This is a genomic window from Saccharopolyspora hattusasensis (assembly GCF_050972075.1).
GTDB lineage: Bacteria > Actinomycetota > Actinomycetes > Mycobacteriales > Pseudonocardiaceae > Saccharopolyspora > Saccharopolyspora hattusasensis.
In genome coordinates this window covers 7,547,801-7,566,620 of sequence record NZ_JBPCDC010000001.1, presented here as the reverse complement: position 1 = coordinate 7,566,620, position 18,820 = coordinate 7,547,801, and the positions used below count along the sequence as shown (strand labels likewise).

General features: G+C 67.7%; 14 protein-coding genes. 4 read left to right on the top strand and 10 right to left on the bottom strand.

The window, feature by feature from the left end:
- Positions 1-200: 200 nt before the first annotated feature.
- Both ACRXBZ_RS35960 and ACRXBZ_RS35955 read right to left on the bottom strand, forming a co-directional pair.
- The gene (locus tag ACRXBZ_RS35960; protein WP_433882868.1) at positions 201-1,103 is read right to left on the bottom strand and encodes an alpha/beta fold hydrolase; all 903 of its coding nucleotides are present in this window, start codon (positions 1,101-1,103) and stop codon (positions 201-203) included.
- Between the two features lie 61 nt (positions 1,104-1,164).
- On the bottom strand, positions 1,165-2,298 hold the full coding sequence (locus ACRXBZ_RS35955) for a thiopeptide maturation pyridine synthase (RefSeq protein ID WP_433882867.1): 1,134 nt from the start codon (positions 2,296-2,298) through the stop codon (positions 1,165-1,167).
- 246 nt (positions 2,299-2,544) lie between these two features.
- Between ACRXBZ_RS35955 and ACRXBZ_RS35950 the strand changes: the two genes are divergently transcribed.
- Together ACRXBZ_RS35950 and ACRXBZ_RS35945 are read left to right on the top strand one after the other, a co-directional pair.
- Positions 2,545-3,753, top strand: a complete 1,209-nt coding sequence (locus ACRXBZ_RS35950) for a macrolide family glycosyltransferase (protein WP_433882866.1) — start codon at positions 2,545-2,547, stop codon at positions 3,751-3,753.
- 56 nt (positions 3,754-3,809) lie between these two features.
- Complete coding sequence (locus ACRXBZ_RS35945; protein ID WP_433882865.1) at positions 3,810-4,583, top strand: FkbM family methyltransferase; 774 nt, start codon at positions 3,810-3,812, stop codon at positions 4,581-4,583.
- 139 nt (positions 4,584-4,722) lie between these two features.
- Here ACRXBZ_RS35945 and ACRXBZ_RS35940 read toward each other — a convergent pair whose 3' ends face one another.
- The 6 genes from ACRXBZ_RS35940 to ACRXBZ_RS35915 form a co-directional block, all read right to left on the bottom strand.
- A complete protein-coding gene (locus ACRXBZ_RS35940) occupies positions 4,723-4,962 on the bottom strand; it encodes a hypothetical protein (protein WP_433882864.1) in 240 nt (79 codons plus the stop codon).
- A gap of 364 nt (positions 4,963-5,326) precedes the next feature.
- Complete coding sequence (locus ACRXBZ_RS35935; protein WP_433882863.1) at positions 5,327-6,151, bottom strand: carbohydrate ABC transporter permease; 825 nt, start codon at positions 6,149-6,151, stop codon at positions 5,327-5,329.
- A complete protein-coding gene (locus tag ACRXBZ_RS35930) occupies positions 6,141-7,073 on the bottom strand; it encodes a carbohydrate ABC transporter permease (RefSeq protein WP_433882862.1) in 933 nt (310 codons plus the stop codon). The genes ACRXBZ_RS35935 and ACRXBZ_RS35930 overlap by 11 nt, the downstream gene beginning before the upstream one ends.
- Positions 7,070-8,305, bottom strand: a complete 1,236-nt coding sequence (locus tag ACRXBZ_RS35925; protein WP_433882861.1) for an ABC transporter substrate-binding protein — start codon at positions 8,303-8,305, stop codon at positions 7,070-7,072. The genes ACRXBZ_RS35930 and ACRXBZ_RS35925 overlap by 4 nt, the downstream gene beginning before the upstream one ends.
- 15 nt (positions 8,306-8,320) lie before the next feature.
- Positions 8,321-9,925, bottom strand: coding sequence for an FAD-dependent oxidoreductase (locus tag ACRXBZ_RS35920; protein ID WP_433882860.1), 1,605 nt, complete (start codon positions 9,923-9,925; stop codon positions 8,321-8,323).
- A 13-nt stretch (positions 9,926-9,938) separates the two neighbouring features.
- Positions 9,939-10,940, bottom strand: a complete 1,002-nt coding sequence (locus tag ACRXBZ_RS35915) for a LacI family DNA-binding transcriptional regulator (protein WP_433882859.1) — start codon at positions 10,938-10,940, stop codon at positions 9,939-9,941.
- 144 nt (positions 10,941-11,084) lie between these two features.
- Between ACRXBZ_RS35915 and ACRXBZ_RS35910 the strand changes: the two genes are divergently transcribed.
- The gene (locus tag ACRXBZ_RS35910; RefSeq protein WP_433882858.1) at positions 11,085-12,869 is read left to right on the top strand and encodes a hypothetical protein; all 1,785 of its coding nucleotides are present in this window, start codon (positions 11,085-11,087) and stop codon (positions 12,867-12,869) included.
- A 453-nt stretch (positions 12,870-13,322) separates the two neighbouring features.
- Entirely contained in the window at positions 13,323-15,569 is a 2,247-nt protein-coding gene (gene recD2 / locus ACRXBZ_RS35905) for an SF1B family DNA helicase RecD2 (protein ID WP_433882857.1), read from the top strand.
- Between the two features lie 187 nt (positions 15,570-15,756).
- Here the strand turns inward: recD2 and ACRXBZ_RS35900 are convergent, their stop codons facing one another.
- Entirely contained in the window at positions 15,757-16,353 is a 597-nt protein-coding gene (locus ACRXBZ_RS35900; RefSeq protein ID WP_433882856.1) for a DUF4232 domain-containing protein, read from the bottom strand.
- A 301-nt stretch (positions 16,354-16,654) separates the two neighbouring features.
- The gene (locus ACRXBZ_RS35895) at positions 16,655-18,712 is read right to left on the bottom strand and encodes a hypothetical protein (RefSeq protein WP_433882855.1); all 2,058 of its coding nucleotides are present in this window, start codon (positions 18,710-18,712) and stop codon (positions 16,655-16,657) included.
- Positions 18,713-18,820 lie beyond the last annotated feature (108 nt).

The following is an 18,820-nucleotide window of genomic DNA, read 5'->3' as shown; positions in this document are numbered from 1 at the left end:
ACGCGGGCGGACAACCGAATCGCCGGGCAGCGCGTTGCCCGAACAGTTTCGCTGACCGGCAGCGCCGCCGGACAACGGTGCGCGGAGGCGAAATCATCGCCGCGTATTGGACATACATCAGGAGAGGCACCCGCAGTCCAGGGAACCTCTCTCAGGTTCCGCTAAGCGACCACCCACCCAGACCATTCACCAGCAGGCTCTCAGGACGCTCCGGCCCGCGCGATGAAGTCGAGGACCTGGGGCCAGCTGTCCCGGCTGGCGTCCTCATCGGACTCCGGAGTGCCGCCCATCAACAGTCGGTCGAAACCGGCGCGACGCGGCCGGAGCACGGCGCCGGGGACGCCGAGCCGATGTCCGGCGCCGGGATAGCGCAGATGCTCGTGCGGAAAGCGGTGGCCGTGCGCGACCAACCTCTCGACGATCCGCTCGGCGAACAGCTCCGACGGCCAGAGCTGGTCCTGCCCGCCGCTGAGCACCAGCACGGGGCCGTTGATCCGCTCCACCTCGATGGTCGCGTCGACCACCGCGTCCCACTGCGTCATGGCGCGTTCAAACGCCGGGCGGAAGGCCACCGGCTCCCCGCTCAGGTAACCCCGGAACTGCGCCGCGTCGGCCGCGGTGGGCGGCGGCATGGCGACGAACGGGACAGGTACGCCATCTCGGCTCCACGACGAACGCGGCGCCCCAAGCATGGCGCGCGGGTCCGACGGAACCGCCTGCCACACCACACTGCTCGGCACGTAGGCAACGACTCCCTTGATCCGCTCCGGATAGGCGGCGGCGAGCAGCAGCGCCAGCTCGCCGCCTCGCGAGCGACCAACCACGGTGAGCCGCCCGGGGTCGGCTTCCGGCCGCTGGGCGAGCCAGTCCAGCGCGCCGGCGAAGTACTCCAGCGGGATCTCGACGAGGTCCCGCGGTAGCGACCCGACCCCGAAGAAAGCCACCGCCAACGCGGCGAAGCCTTCCTGCGCCAAGCGCTTTGCCGCGCACTCCGGTATCGCACCCTCCGAACCGCCGACCACGAGCACGGCCGGATGCGGGCCGGGCGAACTGGGACTGCACAGCACACCGACCAGGTCCGGGCGGAAGACCGGCACGGACACGACGTCACCGTTGTCCACGAACGGCAAGCCTAGCCCAGCCAGCGAACGCCGAACGCCAGGCTCACGACGCCACGAAATCGTGGGCCGATATGCCGTAGTGGTCCTCCACCGTGTTGGCGATGAGGTGGCACAGGACGAACCGCTCGACCGGCCGGACACCGATCCGGTTGAGGTGGAGGTACAGGTAGTTCAGCGCGAAACGAAAAGCGAGAAAGTCGGGGTCCCGCTGCAAACGGGCCATCCGCCCGCCTTCGCCCTGCAGCAGGCTGTGGAACGTGCTGTGGGCCAGCATCTGCGGATCCCAGCTCTGCTGCGCATACCCCTGCTCCGCGGCGACGAACGACACCTCGCCGGAGGCGATCAACGGTCGCGCCCGCGCCCGGTAGCGGCCGAGCACCGCAACCCATTCGCGGACCAACGGCACCTCGCCACCGCCGTCGAGCCCGTCGAGCCCGTCAAGTCCGTCGAGCCCGTCGAGTGCGTCGAGGACGGCGAGGACGGCGACCAGCCGCCGCCTCAGGCCGGCTTTTTGGGCGCGGTACTTCTCGTCGCAGAACGCACGGCGCCGCCGCGGGTCCCCGGCTCGCGCGATGAAACCTTCGGCGTGCGAGCGAAAGGAGATGAATCCGCGGTTGATGCCGGGCCACATCGCATGTGCAGTGGCCACCATGAGGTCGAATGCGGTGGTGAGCCGGCTCCTGCCCGAACGAACGTCGTCGAGCGCGGCGAAGGCCTGGGCGTTGGTCTCATGGTAGAAGCCCTCGAGCAGCTCCGCGGCTGCCGCACTGCCGAGCACCGGGATGCGCCGGTCGTAGGGGGCCAGCTGCACGGAGTTGTCCGGGTGGAAGGGCACGAACGGCCCTGGCTGCTGCTCCTGTTCAGCCACCGCACGGTGGACTGCGAGCAGCTCCTCCTCGTCGATCTCGGCGGTCGACGGATTCTCGGTGAGGTACCGGGCGACCGTCCGCTCGGTCTCGGGGTGGATCACGTTCGTGAAGTCGCCCCCGGACGCGAGGAAACTCAGGCGCAGGTGCGGGCCGCGTAACCAGTGCCGGGTGTAGAACATCCGCTCGGCGAACGGAGCGAGCCGGCCGAACAACGGCCGGACACAGTTCAAGATCAGGTCGTCCTTGTCCTCCTCGTAGAAGTAGACCTGGACCCCGTGCCACTCCGCGGTTCCCACGTGCTCCGACATGCGCTCGCTCTCCCGCTTCCGATCACCGTGGTGTTGACCGCATTGAACCAAGCGGGCTCCGTCGCGTCCAAGTTCTCTCCGCAGCTGGCGGGTTTTCGCCGTGGACTTCGCGCAACGGCGACACGACCAGGTCCTCGCCGCGTAGGATCGGTGCAGCCATCGGCTGACGCGGACATCCAGCCGGCACTGGGATCGACAACGTGCGAGGCGGGTAGGTGTAGCGCGCACGGCGCATCTGGGAGGACGATGACCAAGCACTTCGCCTTCGTCTCACTGGCCGCGCACGGCCACGTCAACCCGACGCTGCCGTTGGTGGAGGAACTGGTGGCACGCGGTCACCGCGTCACGTACGCGACCGGTGCGGAGCAGGCGGCCGCAGTCGCGCGCGCGGGCGCCGACGTGGTGGAAATGCCGTGGAGCGTGGAGCTGAGCGGCATGGCGGGCCGCAACTACACCACGGACAACCTGATCGCGATGATGGCCCACGGCGCCGCGGAACTGACCACGACCTTCGCAGACCTGCTGGAGCCATTCCGGGCCGACCGCCCCGATTGCGTGTGCTTCGACGTCATGGGATTGGCCGGTCGTGCGTTGGCGGCGAAGCTCGGCGTGCCAGGATGCGGGCTGGCACCGAACATGGTCGGCAACGAGCAGTTCTCGCTGCAGTCGATCATGTGGCCCGCCGACTTCAACCCGGCGGATCCCCGGATGTTCGAGGTCGGCCGCACGCTAGCCAGGTTCAGCGCCGAACACGGCATCCACCCCGGCACGCTTCGACCAACCGATGCGCGTGCCCCGCTGAATCTGGTTTTCCTCCCACGACGCTTCCAGATCGCCGGGGACACGTTCGGCCCCGAGTTCCATTTCCTCGGACCGGCGCTGCCCAGACGGGCGCGGCCCGGGGCCTGGGAACCACCCAAGGACTCACCGGTGTTGCTCGTCGCCCTGGGCACGGTCTTCAACGACCGCCCCGATCTGCTCGGCGTCTGCGCCGATGCCTTCGCCGACAGCCGCTGGCACGTCGTCATGGCCACCGGTCGCGCGCGGCCGGACGCGGTTCCCGCCAACTTCGAGGTCCACCAACACGTTCCGCAACTCGAGGTGCTCCGGCACGCCTCGGTGTTCGTGTCCCACACCGGCATGGGGTCCACCATGGAATCGCTCCTGCACGGGGTGCCGCTGGTGTCGCTGCCGCAGACCCCCGAGCAGGCGCTCAACGGCAGGAGGGCGGCGGAGCTGGGGCTGGGCCGGACCGTGGACACCGAGTCCGTGACCGTGGAGGAGCTGCGCACGGCCGTCGACGAAGTAACCGCGGACCCCACCATCCAGGCGAACCTGGCGCAATGGCGAGCGGAATTGCTCCGCACCAACGCGGCGAAGGCCGGCGCCGAAACTCTCGAGAACTTCCTGTCCCGGCAGACACCCCGGGCCGGGCGCGCCTCGCCGGCCACATGACGCCAGCAAGGGCGGTCGCCGCAGGACACCGAACGCCAAACGTCAGTGGGGATGCCATGACCAGATTGAACCTCGTCGCGGTCGCCGAGGATCTCGAATGCTACACCCCGGCAACCGGAAACCCGGTGCTCTCCGAGGCAAAGCTGATCTACGACGAGATTTTCGGCCGCAACAGCTACCTGCGTGCATTGGAACCAATCGAACCGACAGGGCTGATCGTCGACGCGGGAGCCAACATCGGACTGTTCACCCTGTTCGTCAAGCAGCGCTTCCCGCAGGTCTCCGTAATCGCCATCGAGCCCATGCCGCAAACCGTGGCGGCGTTGCGCGCGAACATCCGCCTGCACGGCCTCACCGACGTCACCGTCCACGCGGAAGGGCTCGCCGACCGGGCCGGCACGGCCCAGTTCTACTTCTTCCCCGCGATGCCGGGAAATTCCACGGCGTACCTGGACGTGAAGCTCAAGGACAGGGAGACGATCGCCACCTACGCCACCCCGGCGGTAGCGGAACAGGTGTACAGCTACGAGGCGGTGTCCGTGCCGGTGCGACCTCTCTCGCAGATCCTGCGCGAATCGGCGGCCCGGCACGACGACATCGAGCTCCTGAAGATCGATATCGAGGGCGGCGAAGCGACAGCCCTGGACGGCATCGCGGACGACGACTGGCCGCGCATCAAGCGGGTGGTGATGGAGGTGCACGAGAGCGAGCAAGCCCTCGGTTCCGTGTTGAACAAGCTGCGCAGCAAGGGATTCGAGACGCACGCCCAGCCGCCTGATCGTTTCGCCAGAGGAATCGACAACCGAATCGTGCTCGCAGTACGGGCATGACCGGTTCACCGCAACACAGTAGTGTTTCGCCAGGTAGCAAAGTCTCTTCCTCGCGAAGGAACCGGAGCTCTCAGCCTGGAAACCGCAACGAAAACGGGGGCGCGTCCACAACGGACGCACCCCCGCACCACGCACTGGATCAGTAGGTCGGCTGCACCCACAGCTGGTACCGGCCGTGGTTGTGCAGGTCCTGGCAGTACCAGCCGACCCAGCGGCGCTGCGCTAAGCCCGCGTTGCCCGCCTTATTGCAGGAGTACTGCGACGAGTAAACCCCGCCCGGGACGAACGAGGCGGCGGACGCCACACCCTGGGTAGCGGCGATACCGCCGGCGAACCCCAGCGTGAGCAGGGCGGCCGTGGCCAGCTTTCGCATCTTCATCATCGTGCTCCATTCGCATCGAGACAGAGGTGACGCCGAGCAACGGGGAAATTCGACGCCGTGCCGAAAATCTATGCAGCGACATCAGTCGTGACCAGGTCACCCGAGGCGATAGGGCATGCGCGACCCGTGAATGTTGCCTCAAGGTGCAAGCTGACTTCTTGGGTGTGGGCGGACCATTACAGCCCGTACACGTTGAATGCGCAGGCGGCCGTGAGTGTTTTTGGGTGCTATGGCACCCAAAAACACTCACGGGCTTTCTCCGCGACGCGTCCTGCCGCCCGGACCGCGTCGATTCCCGCTGGCGTCACCGGTGGTCTGGCGAGGTCTACCAGCGCGGCGATCTCCGGGTCGATCGAGGGACTCACCCCTTCACGCCGGTGTGCGCGAGTCCCTCGATGAACTGCCGCTGCGCCAGCACGAACACGACGAGAATCGGCACCGCAGTCATGGTCGCGGCGGCGAGCTGCACGTTCCACATCGGACCGCCGTAGATGTCGACGAACTGCGTGAGCGCTTGCGGCAGCGTGTACATATCCGGTGTGGACAGGTAGACGATCGGCTCCAGGTAGAGGTTCCACGAATGCAGGAACGTGAAGATCGCGACGGCGCCCAGCGCGGGCCGGGACAGCGGCAGCGCCACCCGGTAGAAGATGCCCGCTCGTCCGAGGCCGTCCATCCGCGCGGCCTCCTCCAGCTCCGCCGGCAGGGCGATGAAGAACTGGCGCATGATGAAGATCGCCAGCACACAGGGCGCCCCGAGGATCGGCACGATGATCAGCGGCCAGTGCGTGTTGGTCAGGCCCAGCGACTGGAACATCTGGAACAGCGGCACGATGGTGACCTCGCTCGGGATGAGCAGGCCGATCAGCACGACCACGAACAGCACGTTCTGGCCGGGGAACCGGATACGCGCGAACGCGTACCCGGCCATCGCCGCCACCGCCATCGTGCCCACCGTGACGATCACCGCGATGTAAAGGCTGTTCCAGTACTGCTGCCCGAAAGGCTGCATCTCGAACACCTGCCGGTACGTGGAAAACGTCCACTCCGACGGCAGCGGCGAGGTGGAGAAGATCTCGCTGATCGGCTTCATCGACGAGGTGATCATCCACCAGGTTGGGAACACGAACGGCACGCACAGCAGGCACAGCAGCCCGTACAGCGCGATCTTGACCCTAGGCCTCATGCAGCACCCACTTCCGGCGCATCCGCCACTGCAGCAGGGTCAGTGCGGCGACGATGACGAACAGCAGCACCGAGATCGTCGCGCCGTAGCCGAAGTGGTGGAACTGGAACGCCTGCTGGTACAGGTAATAGATCAGCACGGTCGTGGACGTGCCCGGACCGCCCTGCGTAAGCACCGCGATCTGCGCGAACACCTGCAGCGAGCCGACGATGGTGATGATCGACGTGAGCAGGATCGTCGGGCTGATCAACGGCACGGTGATGCGGCGGAACCGGGTCCAGGCACCCGCGCCGTCGATCTTCGCCGCCTCATACAACGGCTGCGGCACGCCTTGCAGCGCCGCGAGGAACAGCACCATGTTCAGGCCGACGTTCTTGATCACCTGCACGACGATCACCGAGACCATCGCGGTCGACTCACCGCGCAGCCAGTTCGGCCCGTCGGCGCCGAAGAACCCGAGCAGGCTGTTGACGCTGCCCTCCGGCTGCAGCATCAGCTGCCACACCAGCGTCCACGCCACCAGCGACACGAGGACGGGTGAGAAGAACAACGTACGGAAGACCGTGGTGCCGCGCAGCTTCTGGTTGAGCAGCACGGCGAGCAGCAGCGCCAGTGACAGGTTGAGCACGACCAGGCCGGCGGCGAACCACGTGGTGGCCACCAGCGAGTCGCGCAGCTTCTCGTCGGCGAGCAGCTGTTGGTAGTTCTGCGCGCCGACGAAGTGGAACGTGCCGGCGAGCACGTTCCACTCGTTGAGGCTGTACCAGCCGACCAAGGTCAGCGGCACCAGCACGAACGCGATGCTGCCGAGCAGCGCGGGCGCGACGAACAGGTAACCGACCAGGTTGTCGCGCCTGCGCTGCGTCCAGAACGACGTCCGCTCGCGAGCTACGGCCCGCGTGGAGTGTGCGACCGCCGTCACTTGTTCTCCAGCAGCGGCTTGATCTTGGTGCACACATCGTTCAGCACGCTCTGCACGTTCGCGTCCGGCTTCCACAACGGGTCGAGCGCGGCGCGGATCGTCTGGTTCAGCTCCTCCTGACCCTTGTGGCTCGGCTTCACCACGCCCTTGTTGATGCCGTCGACGACGACGGACTGCAGTTGCTCGGCCTTGATCAACGGGTTGCTCTTGGCGAGCGTCTCCGCGTTGAGCAGTGACGACCGCGCCGGGGGGAAGAACTGCGCGAGCTTGGCGGAGTTGGCCTGGTTGGTGAGGAAGGCGAGGAAGTCCGTCGCGGCCTCGACGTTGTGCGACTGCTTCAGCACACCGATCCCGGCCTGCCCGATCACCGCGTAGTCACCCTTCGGACCGGACGGCAGCGGCAGCAGCGTCCAGCCGAACTTCGCGTCCTTCAACGCACTGGACCGGGAGATCTGGCCGATCGCCATCGCCGCGTCCCCGGCGAAGAAGTCCACCGTCGTGCCGGGGCCCGGAATCGCCTTGTCGGTGAAGATGGCCTTGTGCAGGAACGACATCGCGTCGTTCATCTCGCCGCTGGAGAACCCGCACGAGCGACCGTCCGCACTCCACGCATCAGCTCCCCAGCCGCGCCAGATCGCGGACAGCACCGCCCAGTTCTGGTACTTGAAGTCCGGCAGTACCAGGCCGGCCTTGCCGGACGCGGCCGCCGACGCAGAGGCCGCCGCGATCGCCTGGTCCCAGGTCCAGTCCGCCGAGGAGTCCTTCACCAGGTCGGTGTTGACGAACAACCCGAACGGCGAGGTGGAGAACGGGTAGGCGTACAACTCGCCGTCCTTCTCCCACAGCTTCGTCGCGGACAGCACGAGCTCGTCGGCCTTCTCGATCTTGCCGCGCACCGGGGCGAGCGCACCGGACGCCACGAAGTCCGGTGCCGACTCCTCCAGGATCCAGGCCAGGTCCGGCGCGTTACCGCCGGCGATCTGGGTGGTGAGCGTCGTGGTGTAGCCGTCGGCGGGCACCGAGTCGAACTTGATCTCGGCGATGTCCGGGTGCGAGGCCTTGTACTCGGCGGCGATGTCGTTGAGCAGCTTGAGATGCGCCGCGTTGGCAGTCCACACGGTCATGCGCAGCGACTTCGGTCCGGACTGTGCGGATGATCCGCCACCGCAGCCGGTGAGGGCGAGCAGCCCGGCGACGATGAGTGCCGCGAGTCGTCGTGACAACTTTGTCATTTTCGTCTCCCTGCGTCAGTAGCCGGACACGTCCGGCCAGCGGAGCTCGACCCCGTCGCGTTCCAGACACCGCTGGAAGTCCGCGAGCAGGCCGGGGGTGTTGCGCACCGCGCGAGGGGTGACTCGGTGCGCCAGGCAGAAGGCAGCGAGCGCGCCCGCGACCTCGCCGACGTTCCACTCGACTGGGTGCAGCCGGTGGGAACCGTTGGTGATGTGGGTGGTGCCGATATTCTTGCCCGCGGGTAGCAGGTTCTCCACCCGTTGCGGGATCAGCGCGCCGAGCGGGATCTCGAACGGGCAGCTCGCGACGTCGATGTAGTTGTCGCCACCGGTGGACGGGTGCAGGTCGATGCGGTACATGCCGACACCCACGGCGTCGGCGTGCTGCACCGCGCCCTTGTCGCCGCGCACGGCGAGCGAGAGGTCCTGTTCGACGATCGTGTGCTCGGCCCTGATGCGCCTGGACTCGCGGATGTACGGCGCCTGCGCGAGACCGTCCGCGCTGCCGGTGACGTCGCTGCGCAGGCGGAGGCCGGGGAAGCCGGTGCCGCCGTCCGGGCGCGGTGCCTCGGTCTGCAGCCAGTAGAGCACCGAACGTGAGAGCTCCCGCGATGCGGCGATGTGCGCGTCGGCGTCCGGCACGTCGATCACAGGCGACTCGAAGTAGTCGATCATCGGCCAGTTCACCAGGCAGATGTCGCTGTCGTAGGCACCCTCGACGAAGTTGCGACGCGCGGCGATGCGCCGGAACGTCCACAGGTTGCTGTCACCGGCGCTGAGCCGCTGGTCCGACACGACGGCGAGCGGGTCGTCGTCCGGGTTCGGGGTGAAGGTGCGTTCGGAGATGGCCAGCGTGCGCGGGTTGGGAGAGCGGAACGACAGCATCCGGTCGCCCCAGAAGTCCGGCTGGTACGCGCGCCAGAAGTCGTACCGCGCCGGTTTGTCGATGGTGTGGTCGCCGTCGACGTGGTCGACCGCGAAGCATACCGACACCGCCTGCATGTTCGCCGGCTGCGCGACGTCGGGCGCACTCGGCTCGCCGGTGTCCAGAGTGGACTCGAAACCGGTGACGTACTCCGTGCTGGACAACGGAAGCAGCTCACCCGTCTCCGTTGCATCCAGGATGTACGGTGCGGAGAGCTCGATCTGTTCACCGGTGTCGCGGTGCGCAACGGCCACCGCCACGATCCGGTCGCCGTCGGTGCGTGCGGCCACCGGCCGGTACGGCTGCAGCACGGTCAGCCTGCCACTGCCGCGGAACGGCGCCAGCATCTCGTCGATCACCGCGACGGCGACGCGGGGCTCGTGGCAGAGCCTGCTCACGTTGCCCGCACCAGGGTTGAGCTCCCGCCACGCCCGTGCGCTCGGGGTCAGCGGGTAGTGGCGGCGGTAGTAGTCGCGGATGCCGTCGCGTAACGCCCGGTAGCTCGCGGTGACGCCGAAGCGCTCCACCCAGCTGTGCTCGTCGGGCGGCACGGCCTGGCTGGTCAGCTGGCCGCCGAGCCAGTCGTACTCCTCGGTGAGCACGACCCGGCGGCCCGCGCGCAGCAACGCAAGCGCGGCGGCGACACCGCCGAGTCCGCCGCCAACGACGACGACGTCCGTGGTGTGATCAAGCAACGATTCCTCCTGGTCAAAGGCGTGGTGCGCCCAGCGTCGAGCCCTCGACGAACTCGCACGGGAGCAGTTCCTGCGGTGTGGTGCCGTGTTCGAGCACCTCGGTCAGCGCCTGCACCGCCCGGCACCCCATCTCGCGCCTGGGGATGCGGAAACCGCTGAGCGCCACGTCGTCCGGTGCCGCCCGGGTAACGGCGCCGAGTGAGAGCACGGTGAGGTCGCCCGGCACGGAGAGCCCTCGCTCGCGTGCGGCGAGCACGAGCGCGGCCCCGTCCGACACCTCTTCGGTGAGCACGGCGGTGGCGCCCGCTCCGCGCAGCTGGTCGAGCCGTGCGGTCTGCACATGCACCCCTTGGAGGCCATGTGCCGCAACGGCTTCGCGGAATCCTTGCAGCCGATCCGCGGACGACTCCGCGCCCGCACCTGGCCCCACGTACGCGAACCCGCGGTGGCCGAGCGCGACCGCGCGGTCCACCAGGTCTCGCACCGCGGTGCGGTAGTCGGCGCCGACATGCGGCACGGGGCCGCCCGCGTCATCGCGTCGTCCGATGGAGACGTACGGGATGCCCTCGGCGAGCAGCTGGGTCAGGTCGTCGCGGTCGACCGTGCGACCGAGCAGCAGACTGCCGTCGGCGAGCCGCACCCGGCTGTCGTCGCCGAAAATCCGCCGCCGCGCCCCGGCGGCCTTGGCGCTGGTGAACAGCAACAGGTCACAGCCGACCTCCTCGGCCTGTTCCTCGATGCCTTCGAGGAACGGCTGGTAGAAGTTCGCGTGGGTGCTTGGGAATACTGCCTCGTAGGTGAACACGCCGAGAATGCGGTTGTTCCGGTCGTGCATCCTGCGGGCGATCGGGTTCGCGACGTAGCCGGTCTTCCGAATCACCTCCAGCACCTGCGCACGGGTCGCCGGCGCGATCCGGACGTTGCCGTCCTGCCGGTTGTTGAGCACCAGCGACACCGTGGCCTGGCTGACTCCTGCCATCCTGGCGATGTCTTGCTGGGTGAGCCGTCGGGCCACGAGCACCCCCGCTTGCCAATTCGAATTGGCAGGGATTCTGCGTCGTCGGCCCACGTGTCGTCAAGCCTCTAATAATTCGAATTATCCTCTTGACGTGCGGCTGCGGAGCGGGTGAGGGTTTATCGGCCACAAGGAGGTAGGCCCGTGAATACGTTCAGCCGTCGCAGCCTGATGACCGGCGCCGCCGCTCTCGGACTGCTCGCCGCACTGCCGGCCCGCGCACTCGCACTGCCCGCACCGCCGCCCACCACGCCGATCCGGCGCCTGTTCGCACCCGAGGAGCAGCGCTTCGCGTCGTACCTCAGTGCGGTCTCGCCGATGGTCGCCGACATGGACTCGAGCGGCTTCTTCGCCGGAGGCTGGTGGCGCAGCCCGGCGGCGCCGTACAACGCCCGCGTCCAGGAGCACGTCTACACGCTCGCCTGGTTCGCCACGAAGTCCCGCACGTGGAACCCGTACCGGGGCAACGCGGCTCTGCTCGCCGCGCTCGATGCCGGGCTCGGGCACTACCTGGGGTTGCAGCACGATGACGGCTCGTGGCCGGAGTATTCGCCGACCGAGCACGGGCTCGCCGCCACCGGCTTCGGGTTGGGGTACCTGAGTAAGACCAACGCCCTGCTGCGCGAGGCGAACGTCCTGCCGCAACGCCAGTCGCAGATCACCTCGGCGCTGCGCAAAGCGATGACGTGGCTCCTCGACCCGGGCAACGGTAGCGCCTGGCAGCCCACAATCCACTACGCGAACCAGGTTACCGCCGGGCTCGCCGGTGCCTCGCTCGCGCTGAATCAGGACCCCGACCCCGCGCTGCGGCGGCGGTTGACCGAGGCCTTCGCGCGCCTTGCCGCGAACGGGCAGAGTCCTGCGGGCTTCTTCTACGAGTTGACCGGCGCGGACACCAACTACAACTTCGAGGTGATGCTGCCGGAGATGGCCGACGCGTGGCGCCAGTCCAACGACGCCAACCTCGTCACGATGACGCGCAAGTACACCGACTGGCTCAGCTACAACCTGCTGCGCGAACCCGACGGCTCCGGCTGGTTCGCCAACGTCGGCCCGAACTCCCGCACCTCGTCGCGGTTCTACGCCGACGTGCGGCCGGACCCGGAACGTACCGCGCTGAACAACCAGTTCGTGCCAGTGGTGCCGAACTTGTCCGCGTTCCTGTCCAGCCGCGAAGACCTCGCCGCCGCACGGGCGGCCTGGGCGGCGGACCCGGCACCGGTGCCCGCACTCGTCAAACAGGACACCTCACCGCGCATCCTCACCCACGCGATCTACGGCGAGCGCTATCCGACCCGCGCCCAGCGCGCGGCCGCGATCGCGAAACTTCCATACCTCCGGGCGAACTTCACCGAGATCCGCAGCGACCAGGGGCAGAACTTCCTGTTCCTGCGCAGGCCGCAGTTCTACCTCGGCGGCTACTTCGGCACAAGGCGCGCGACCTCGCTGGCCCGCACCGGCCTGACGTTCCTGTGGCACCCGGTGGCGGGCACGGTCGTCCAGTCGATGAACAACAACGACCACGCCTGCTGGGCGACGGTCTTCCCAGGTCAGGTGACGGACGCGAACGGACCGCAGCAGGCGGAGTTCCTGGGCGGCGAGCCGTACCGGTTCCGCTTCCGCACCGCGAGCGGCTCGGTCGTCACCGACGTGACCGCGCATCCCGACCGGATCACCAGGTCGGTGCGGGCGAACGCACCGGCAACCGAGCAGATCCCGTTGGTGGTGAGGGACTCCGACACCGTCGCACTCGACGCGCGAGGGCTGACGCTCACCCGCGGCCGGGTGGTGCTGCGATTCGACTGGGCACAGCCGCGGCAGCCCGCGATCAGGCCCGCTTCGATCACCTACCCCGGCCGCCGGATGCACATCCTCACCGTGCCGCACGACGGCACCTTCACCGTGACGATCTCAGTTCTACGTTCGTGATCAGTAACGCGCCGAGCCCGTGGAATTCGTTGTCCATTCGCGGGCGCTCCAGGTAGTACCGGGCATCGCCGACGCTCGCGCCAATCACGACGTCGGCGATCCTGGTCCGGCCGTCCGAGCCAATCGACACCTTCGCCGGCACGCCGCGGTACCCGCGCTACGCCACCGGCCAGAATGCCGGGTCCACCGAAGAAACGTACCGTCCTTCGGCAAGCTTCCCACGAACCGAGGGCGGCGCAATTTCGCGAGAAATTGACCGTCACCCGGGTGAACGCCAATTTCTCGCGAAATTGACACCCCTCGCCCAACCGAAGGAGAACCACCGATGTCCTGGATCCAGCTCAGCACGTTCGTCCTGTTGAGCGGATCAGCCGGAGCCCGAGGCGTCGGGAGGTGCCGTTGCATGTGGTGACCGCCGGATTGCTTGACAGCCGTTCGTGATACGTGTTGTCGGTGGACAAGGGACGGGACTCGGCGACGTGGACCGCGGTGCTGGAGGGCACGCTGGAGCGGATCACGTTCGCCAACGAGGACAGCGGCTACACCGTCGCGCGGATCGACACCGGCCGCGGCGGTGACCTGGTGACGGTCGTCGGCGCGCTGCTGGGCGCGCAGCCCGGCGAGGCGTTGCGCATGCGCGGCCGGTGGGGGTCGCACCCACAGTACGGGCGGCAATTCCACGTCGACGACTACACAACCGTGCTACCTGCGACCGTGCAAGGTATCCGCCGCTACCTGGGGTCGGGCCTGATCAAGGGCATCGGCCCAAAGCTTGCCGAGAAGATCGTCGACCACTTCGGCGTCGCCGCGCTCGACGTCATCGAGCAGGACCCCGCGCGGCTGATCGAGGTCCCCAAGCTCGGCCCGAAGCGGACGAAGCTGATCGCCGACGCGTGGGAGGAGCAGAAGGCGATCAAGGAGGTGATGATCTTCCTGCAAGGTGTCGGTGTCTCGACCTCGCTGGCAGTGAAGATCTACAAGCAGTACCACGACGACGCGATCCGGACCGTCAAGGAGGAGCCTTACCGGCTGGCAGGCGACGTGTGGGGAATCGGTTTCAAGACCGCCGACACCATCGCCAAAGCGGTCGGAATCCCGCACGACTCCCCGGAGCGGGTCAAGGCGGGCCTTCAGTTCACGCTCTCGGAGTCCACCGGCGACGGCAACTGCTACCTGCCGGAGACCGAGCTGATCGCCGAGGCGGTGAAGATCCTCGCCGTCGATACCGGTCTGGTGATCGAATGCCTCGCCGAACTCGTCGCCGAGGAAGGTGTGGTCCGCGAGGAGATCCCCACCGATGACGATGAGGTGCCGACCGTCGCGATCTACCTCGTGCCCTTCCACCGCGCCGAAGTCGCCCTGGCCAACCAGCTGTCCCGGCTGCTGAACACCGGCGCGGACCGGATGCCCGCCTTCGCCGGAGTCGACTGGCACAAGGCCCTCGACTGGTTGCGCCGCACTACAGGCGCCGAACTCGCCGAGGCGCAGGAGCGCGCCGTCAAGCTGGCCCTGACCGAGAAGGTCGCCGTGCTCACCGGAGGCCCAGGCTGCGGCAAGAGCTTCACCGTGCGGTCGATCATCGCACTGGCTCAGGCGAAACAGGCCAAGGTGATCCTCGCCGCGCCGACGGGACGAGCGGCGAAGCGGCTGACCGAGCTCACCGGACACGAGGCGGCAACCGTGCACCGGCTGCTCCAGCTCCAGCCGGGCGGGGACGCCGCCTACGACCGGGACAACCCGCTGGACGCCGACCTCGTCGTGGTCGACGAGGCCTCCATGCTCGACCTGCTGCTAGCCAACAAACTTGCCAAGGCGATCCCGCCCGGCGCGCACCTGCTGATGGTCGGCGACGTCGACCAGCTCCCGTCGGTCGGAGCCGGTGAGGTACTGCGCGATCTGCTCGTCCCTGGCACCCCGATTCCACACGTGCGGCTCAACGAGGTGTTCCGGCAGGCCGCCGAGTCCGGGGTGGTGACCAACGCGCACCGAATCAACGCCGGGGACTATCCGCTGACACACGGACTGACCGACTTCTTCCTGTTCCACGTAGAGGAATCCGAACCGACCGCCGAGCGCACCGTCGACGTCGTCGCCCGCCGGATTCCGCGGAAGTTCCGGTTCAACCCGCGCACCGACGTGCAGGTGCTCGCCCCGATGCATCGAGGCCCCGCAGGTGCAGGCGCGCTGAACCAGCTGTTGCAGGAAGCGATCACCCCGGCCAGGGAGGGCCTGCCAGAGCGGCGGTTCGGCGGACGGATCTTCCGCGTCGGCGACAAGGTCACGCAGATCCGCAACAACTACGACAAGGGCACCAACGGCGTGTTCAACGGCACGCAGGGCGTCGTGACCGCGCTCGACAACGAAGCACAGACCCTGACCGTGCGAACCGACGAGGACGAGGACATCGACTACGACTTCACAGAACTCGACGAACTGGTGCACGCCTACGCGGTGACCATCCATCGTTCGCAGGGAAGCGAATACCCGTGCGTGGTGATCCCCTTGACCACAAGCGCCTGGATGATGCTGCAGCGCAACCTGCTCTACACGGCGGTCACCCGGGCCAAGAAGGTCGTGGTCCTCGTCGGTTCGAAAAAGGCCCTCGGGCAGGCGGTGCGCACCGTCGGCTCCGGCCGCCGCCACACCGCGCTGGACCACCGGCTCCGACAGGCCGGGACCGGTTCGAAGCCGGTGGAGTGACAACGACCGACATGGCCGGACAGGTCGCGCTGGTCACCAGAAGCCCGGCAGGCCTCGCTGAAGCCATCGGGCTCGCGCTGCCACAGGGAGTGCACGGTCGCCGTCGCCAGCTACCGTCACGACACCTGCGCGGACACGGCCCGACTGATCGCACGGCGAGGTTGATTCTGCGGGACTCGCATGGGTTTTAGTTCCGCAGTTCGTCTGCGGTAGGCACCAGCGAGCTGACTCGCAGGTACTTCGCGGCGAACTTCACCTCGTCGTCGCCGAGGACGTTGACCGGCTGGGCCTGGGACATGTCCGGCAGCGAGGACTGGAACCCGGTGAGGACATGAGCGTCCGGGTCGCCGCTGTCGGTCAGGATCATGCCGATGCCGGCGTATGCGCTCTCGCCGGGCTGGAGAGTGAATTTCTTGGGCGCGTCGGGAAGCCGCACGTCCTCGACGGGCAGGTCCTCGATCGGCGAGTTGCTCATGTCCACGCCCTTGAGGTTGGGCACGCCGCCGTTGATCGTGCAGGTCTTGTCCGACCGGTTCCCGTACGCCACGATGAAACTGCCGGGCTCGCCTTCCACAGGTGTCGCGGTGGCGAGGAAATCGGCCTCCGAGCAATTCGACGTGCCGATGTCCCCGCCGCCCCCGCCCGAGGCCATACCGGCATTGCCCGCGTCACGCCCGGGCGCCGGCGAGGGCTGTAGTGCGGCGGCGGCTCCGCAGCCGGTGACCAGCAGTGCTCCACCCAGAATGCCGGTGATGGCCGTCGTCATACGGTGACGCTTGAGCATCGTGCTCCCCTTTTCCTTTGGCGTGTCCACGGTTTCTCACCGCTCTGTCAACAAGAAAGACGCACCACGCCCACCGGGGTTGCGTCCACCGCACAGATCCGGCCGAATTCGATCAACGTTGCCCGAAAGGGCATCGAACCCTGAGCAACCGGGATGATCGGGATGATCGGGCTGTCCATCGGTGGCCGGAACAAGTTGGCCAGCAACGGGGCGGCGGCCGGTGGCGGCGGCATGCGCGAAGACGGGGTCGCAGGCGCGGTGCGCAACCGCGAACCAGGGCTCGCCGACCTGGGCGGACCGCCTACCGGTCGTACTGCCGGATGTAGCGATAGTGCTCGCGGGCCAAGCGGCCCAGATCACGCAGCACCGGGCGGACGAACCCCGAGCTCGGCCGCGGTGGATCGACCGGCGCCGCAACCGCCTCCTGGAAGCGCAGCAGCCGGTAGCCGAGCGCCTTGGCATGCCGGTACTCGGCGGTTCCCAGCAACACCGTGGTGATCAGTCCGAAGATGTTCAGCGTGAGCCACAACGCGGGCGGAACGTTCCTGGTGTCGCCGCCGACGAGCTCCTGGATGCTGATCGACACCGCGAACGCGGTGCCCGCGAGTGGCGCGAGCAACGGGTTGACCTCGCTCATCCACACGCTGGTGCGCACGGCCCAGAAGAACGTGCACACCACGAACGGCACGCACCACAGCAGCGCGGCTACGCCCAGCAGGATGACCGGCAAAGCCACGACGAAGGTCAGCCAAGCCGCTAAGAAGGCCAGCAACACCACGCCGACGATGATCCCGAGCGGCAGCGGAATCACGATCAGCGCGAGTGCTGCCCGCTTGACCATCCGCACGAACCCAGGCCACAGCTGGGGGCCGTAGCCGTTCCGCCGCGCATCGAGTGCCATCAAGATCGGCAATGGCGCGATGAACACCGCGAGCCCGATGGTGGCATAACCCTTCCCCACCAGGTCCCAGAACAGATCTGACGGGCCCCGGAATCTGATCGTGGTGGCGACGACGACGACCAAACCGGCGACCGTGCGCCAAAAACCGAGCCGATCCAGCAACCGATCCCGGTGCAGCGGGCCGACCTCGGGCTTGAACAGGTATCTGGCCGTCAACCACGGGAAGACCACGACGGCGAACATTCGTGGCTTGGCCGCATCAACCTGGCGTGCCACCCGCTTTCGCCGCACGAAGCGGACGATCGGGCCAAACGGCCTCGCGATCCTGCGTCCCACGACCGCGATCGCGTTGCCGGCACCTGCCGCGATGCGTCCCGCCCGCTGCCGGTGCTGCGCCGAAACCCCCGCATTTCCACCGGTTTCCGGAAGCTGGTCGAGTGCCCGAAGTCCGAACGGCAACGTCGGAGCATCGGGTGACGCAGCGCCGCAGTCCTGCTGCACCGGTTCCGGCCCGCTGCGGACCCGGAATCCGACCGCCCGGGCCCGCCTGAACTCGAAGACCGCGAGCACCAGCGTCCCGACAACGCCACAACCCACCAGCACGAGCAACAACGTTCCCGCGGAGCCGAGCTCAGCCACCCCCTGCCCGGTGACCAGCAACATCAGCACGACCGAACTCATCAACCCGAGCAACGGATGGACCTCGCCCAGCCACAGCCCGGACCGCGCCGCCCAGTACACGGCACAACAACCGAAGATCGGGAACCAGACGTAGCTGATCAGCGCCCCGACGCTCTCGATGAGCGCGTTGCCCTCCTCCTCATCGGAGAAAACCCTGTCGCCGTTGTCGAAGCGGGTGATCAGGTTGCCGTCCCCGTCGCGGGTGGTCTCGTAGTAGCGGTCCGTTACGCGGCCGTCCTCCACGATGCGCAGCGTTCCGCGCTCCACCAACGGGGATTCATCGGCTATTTGCCCCAACACCAGCAACGACAACGAGAGGCAGACCGCGCCGAGCAGCAGCCGCCACAGCATCCGCAGCGCCCCCGGCAACAACCTGCTCCGCTGACCGGACCGCGTCGCCACGAGCAGCCCGACGAACAGCACCGGGACGAGCACCGCGGCAGGCAACCAGATGTGCGCAAAGACCTGCAGCGAGCCGACGAGCACGCCCCCCGTCCGCCGGAAGCCAACGACCGCCGCCACCACCAACGTGACAAACACCGCGCGCAAGGACGCAAGCAGCACCAGCTTCCGGTCACGAACCCGTTCACCGGTCTCCGGCTTGAGCAGGAACCGCGCCGCCATCCACGGCGCGACCACGGTGAGGACAACCCGCTTCGCCTGCTCCTGCCAACGCTTCCGCTGGAAGAAGTACGGCTGCGGCGGCGGAACCGGGTAGTGCGGCGGGAGCGCCGGGTAGTGCTGCGGCGGATACGGCTGGCGACGCAGGTTCGGCACGTGCCCCCGAGCGCCGCCGGATCGGGAAATCCAATCCTGGCAAAGTCGGCAGTGCGACGGGTGAAACCCCGAAAGGAGGGGGTCCTGCCCGTTCCTCGGCTGTCCCAG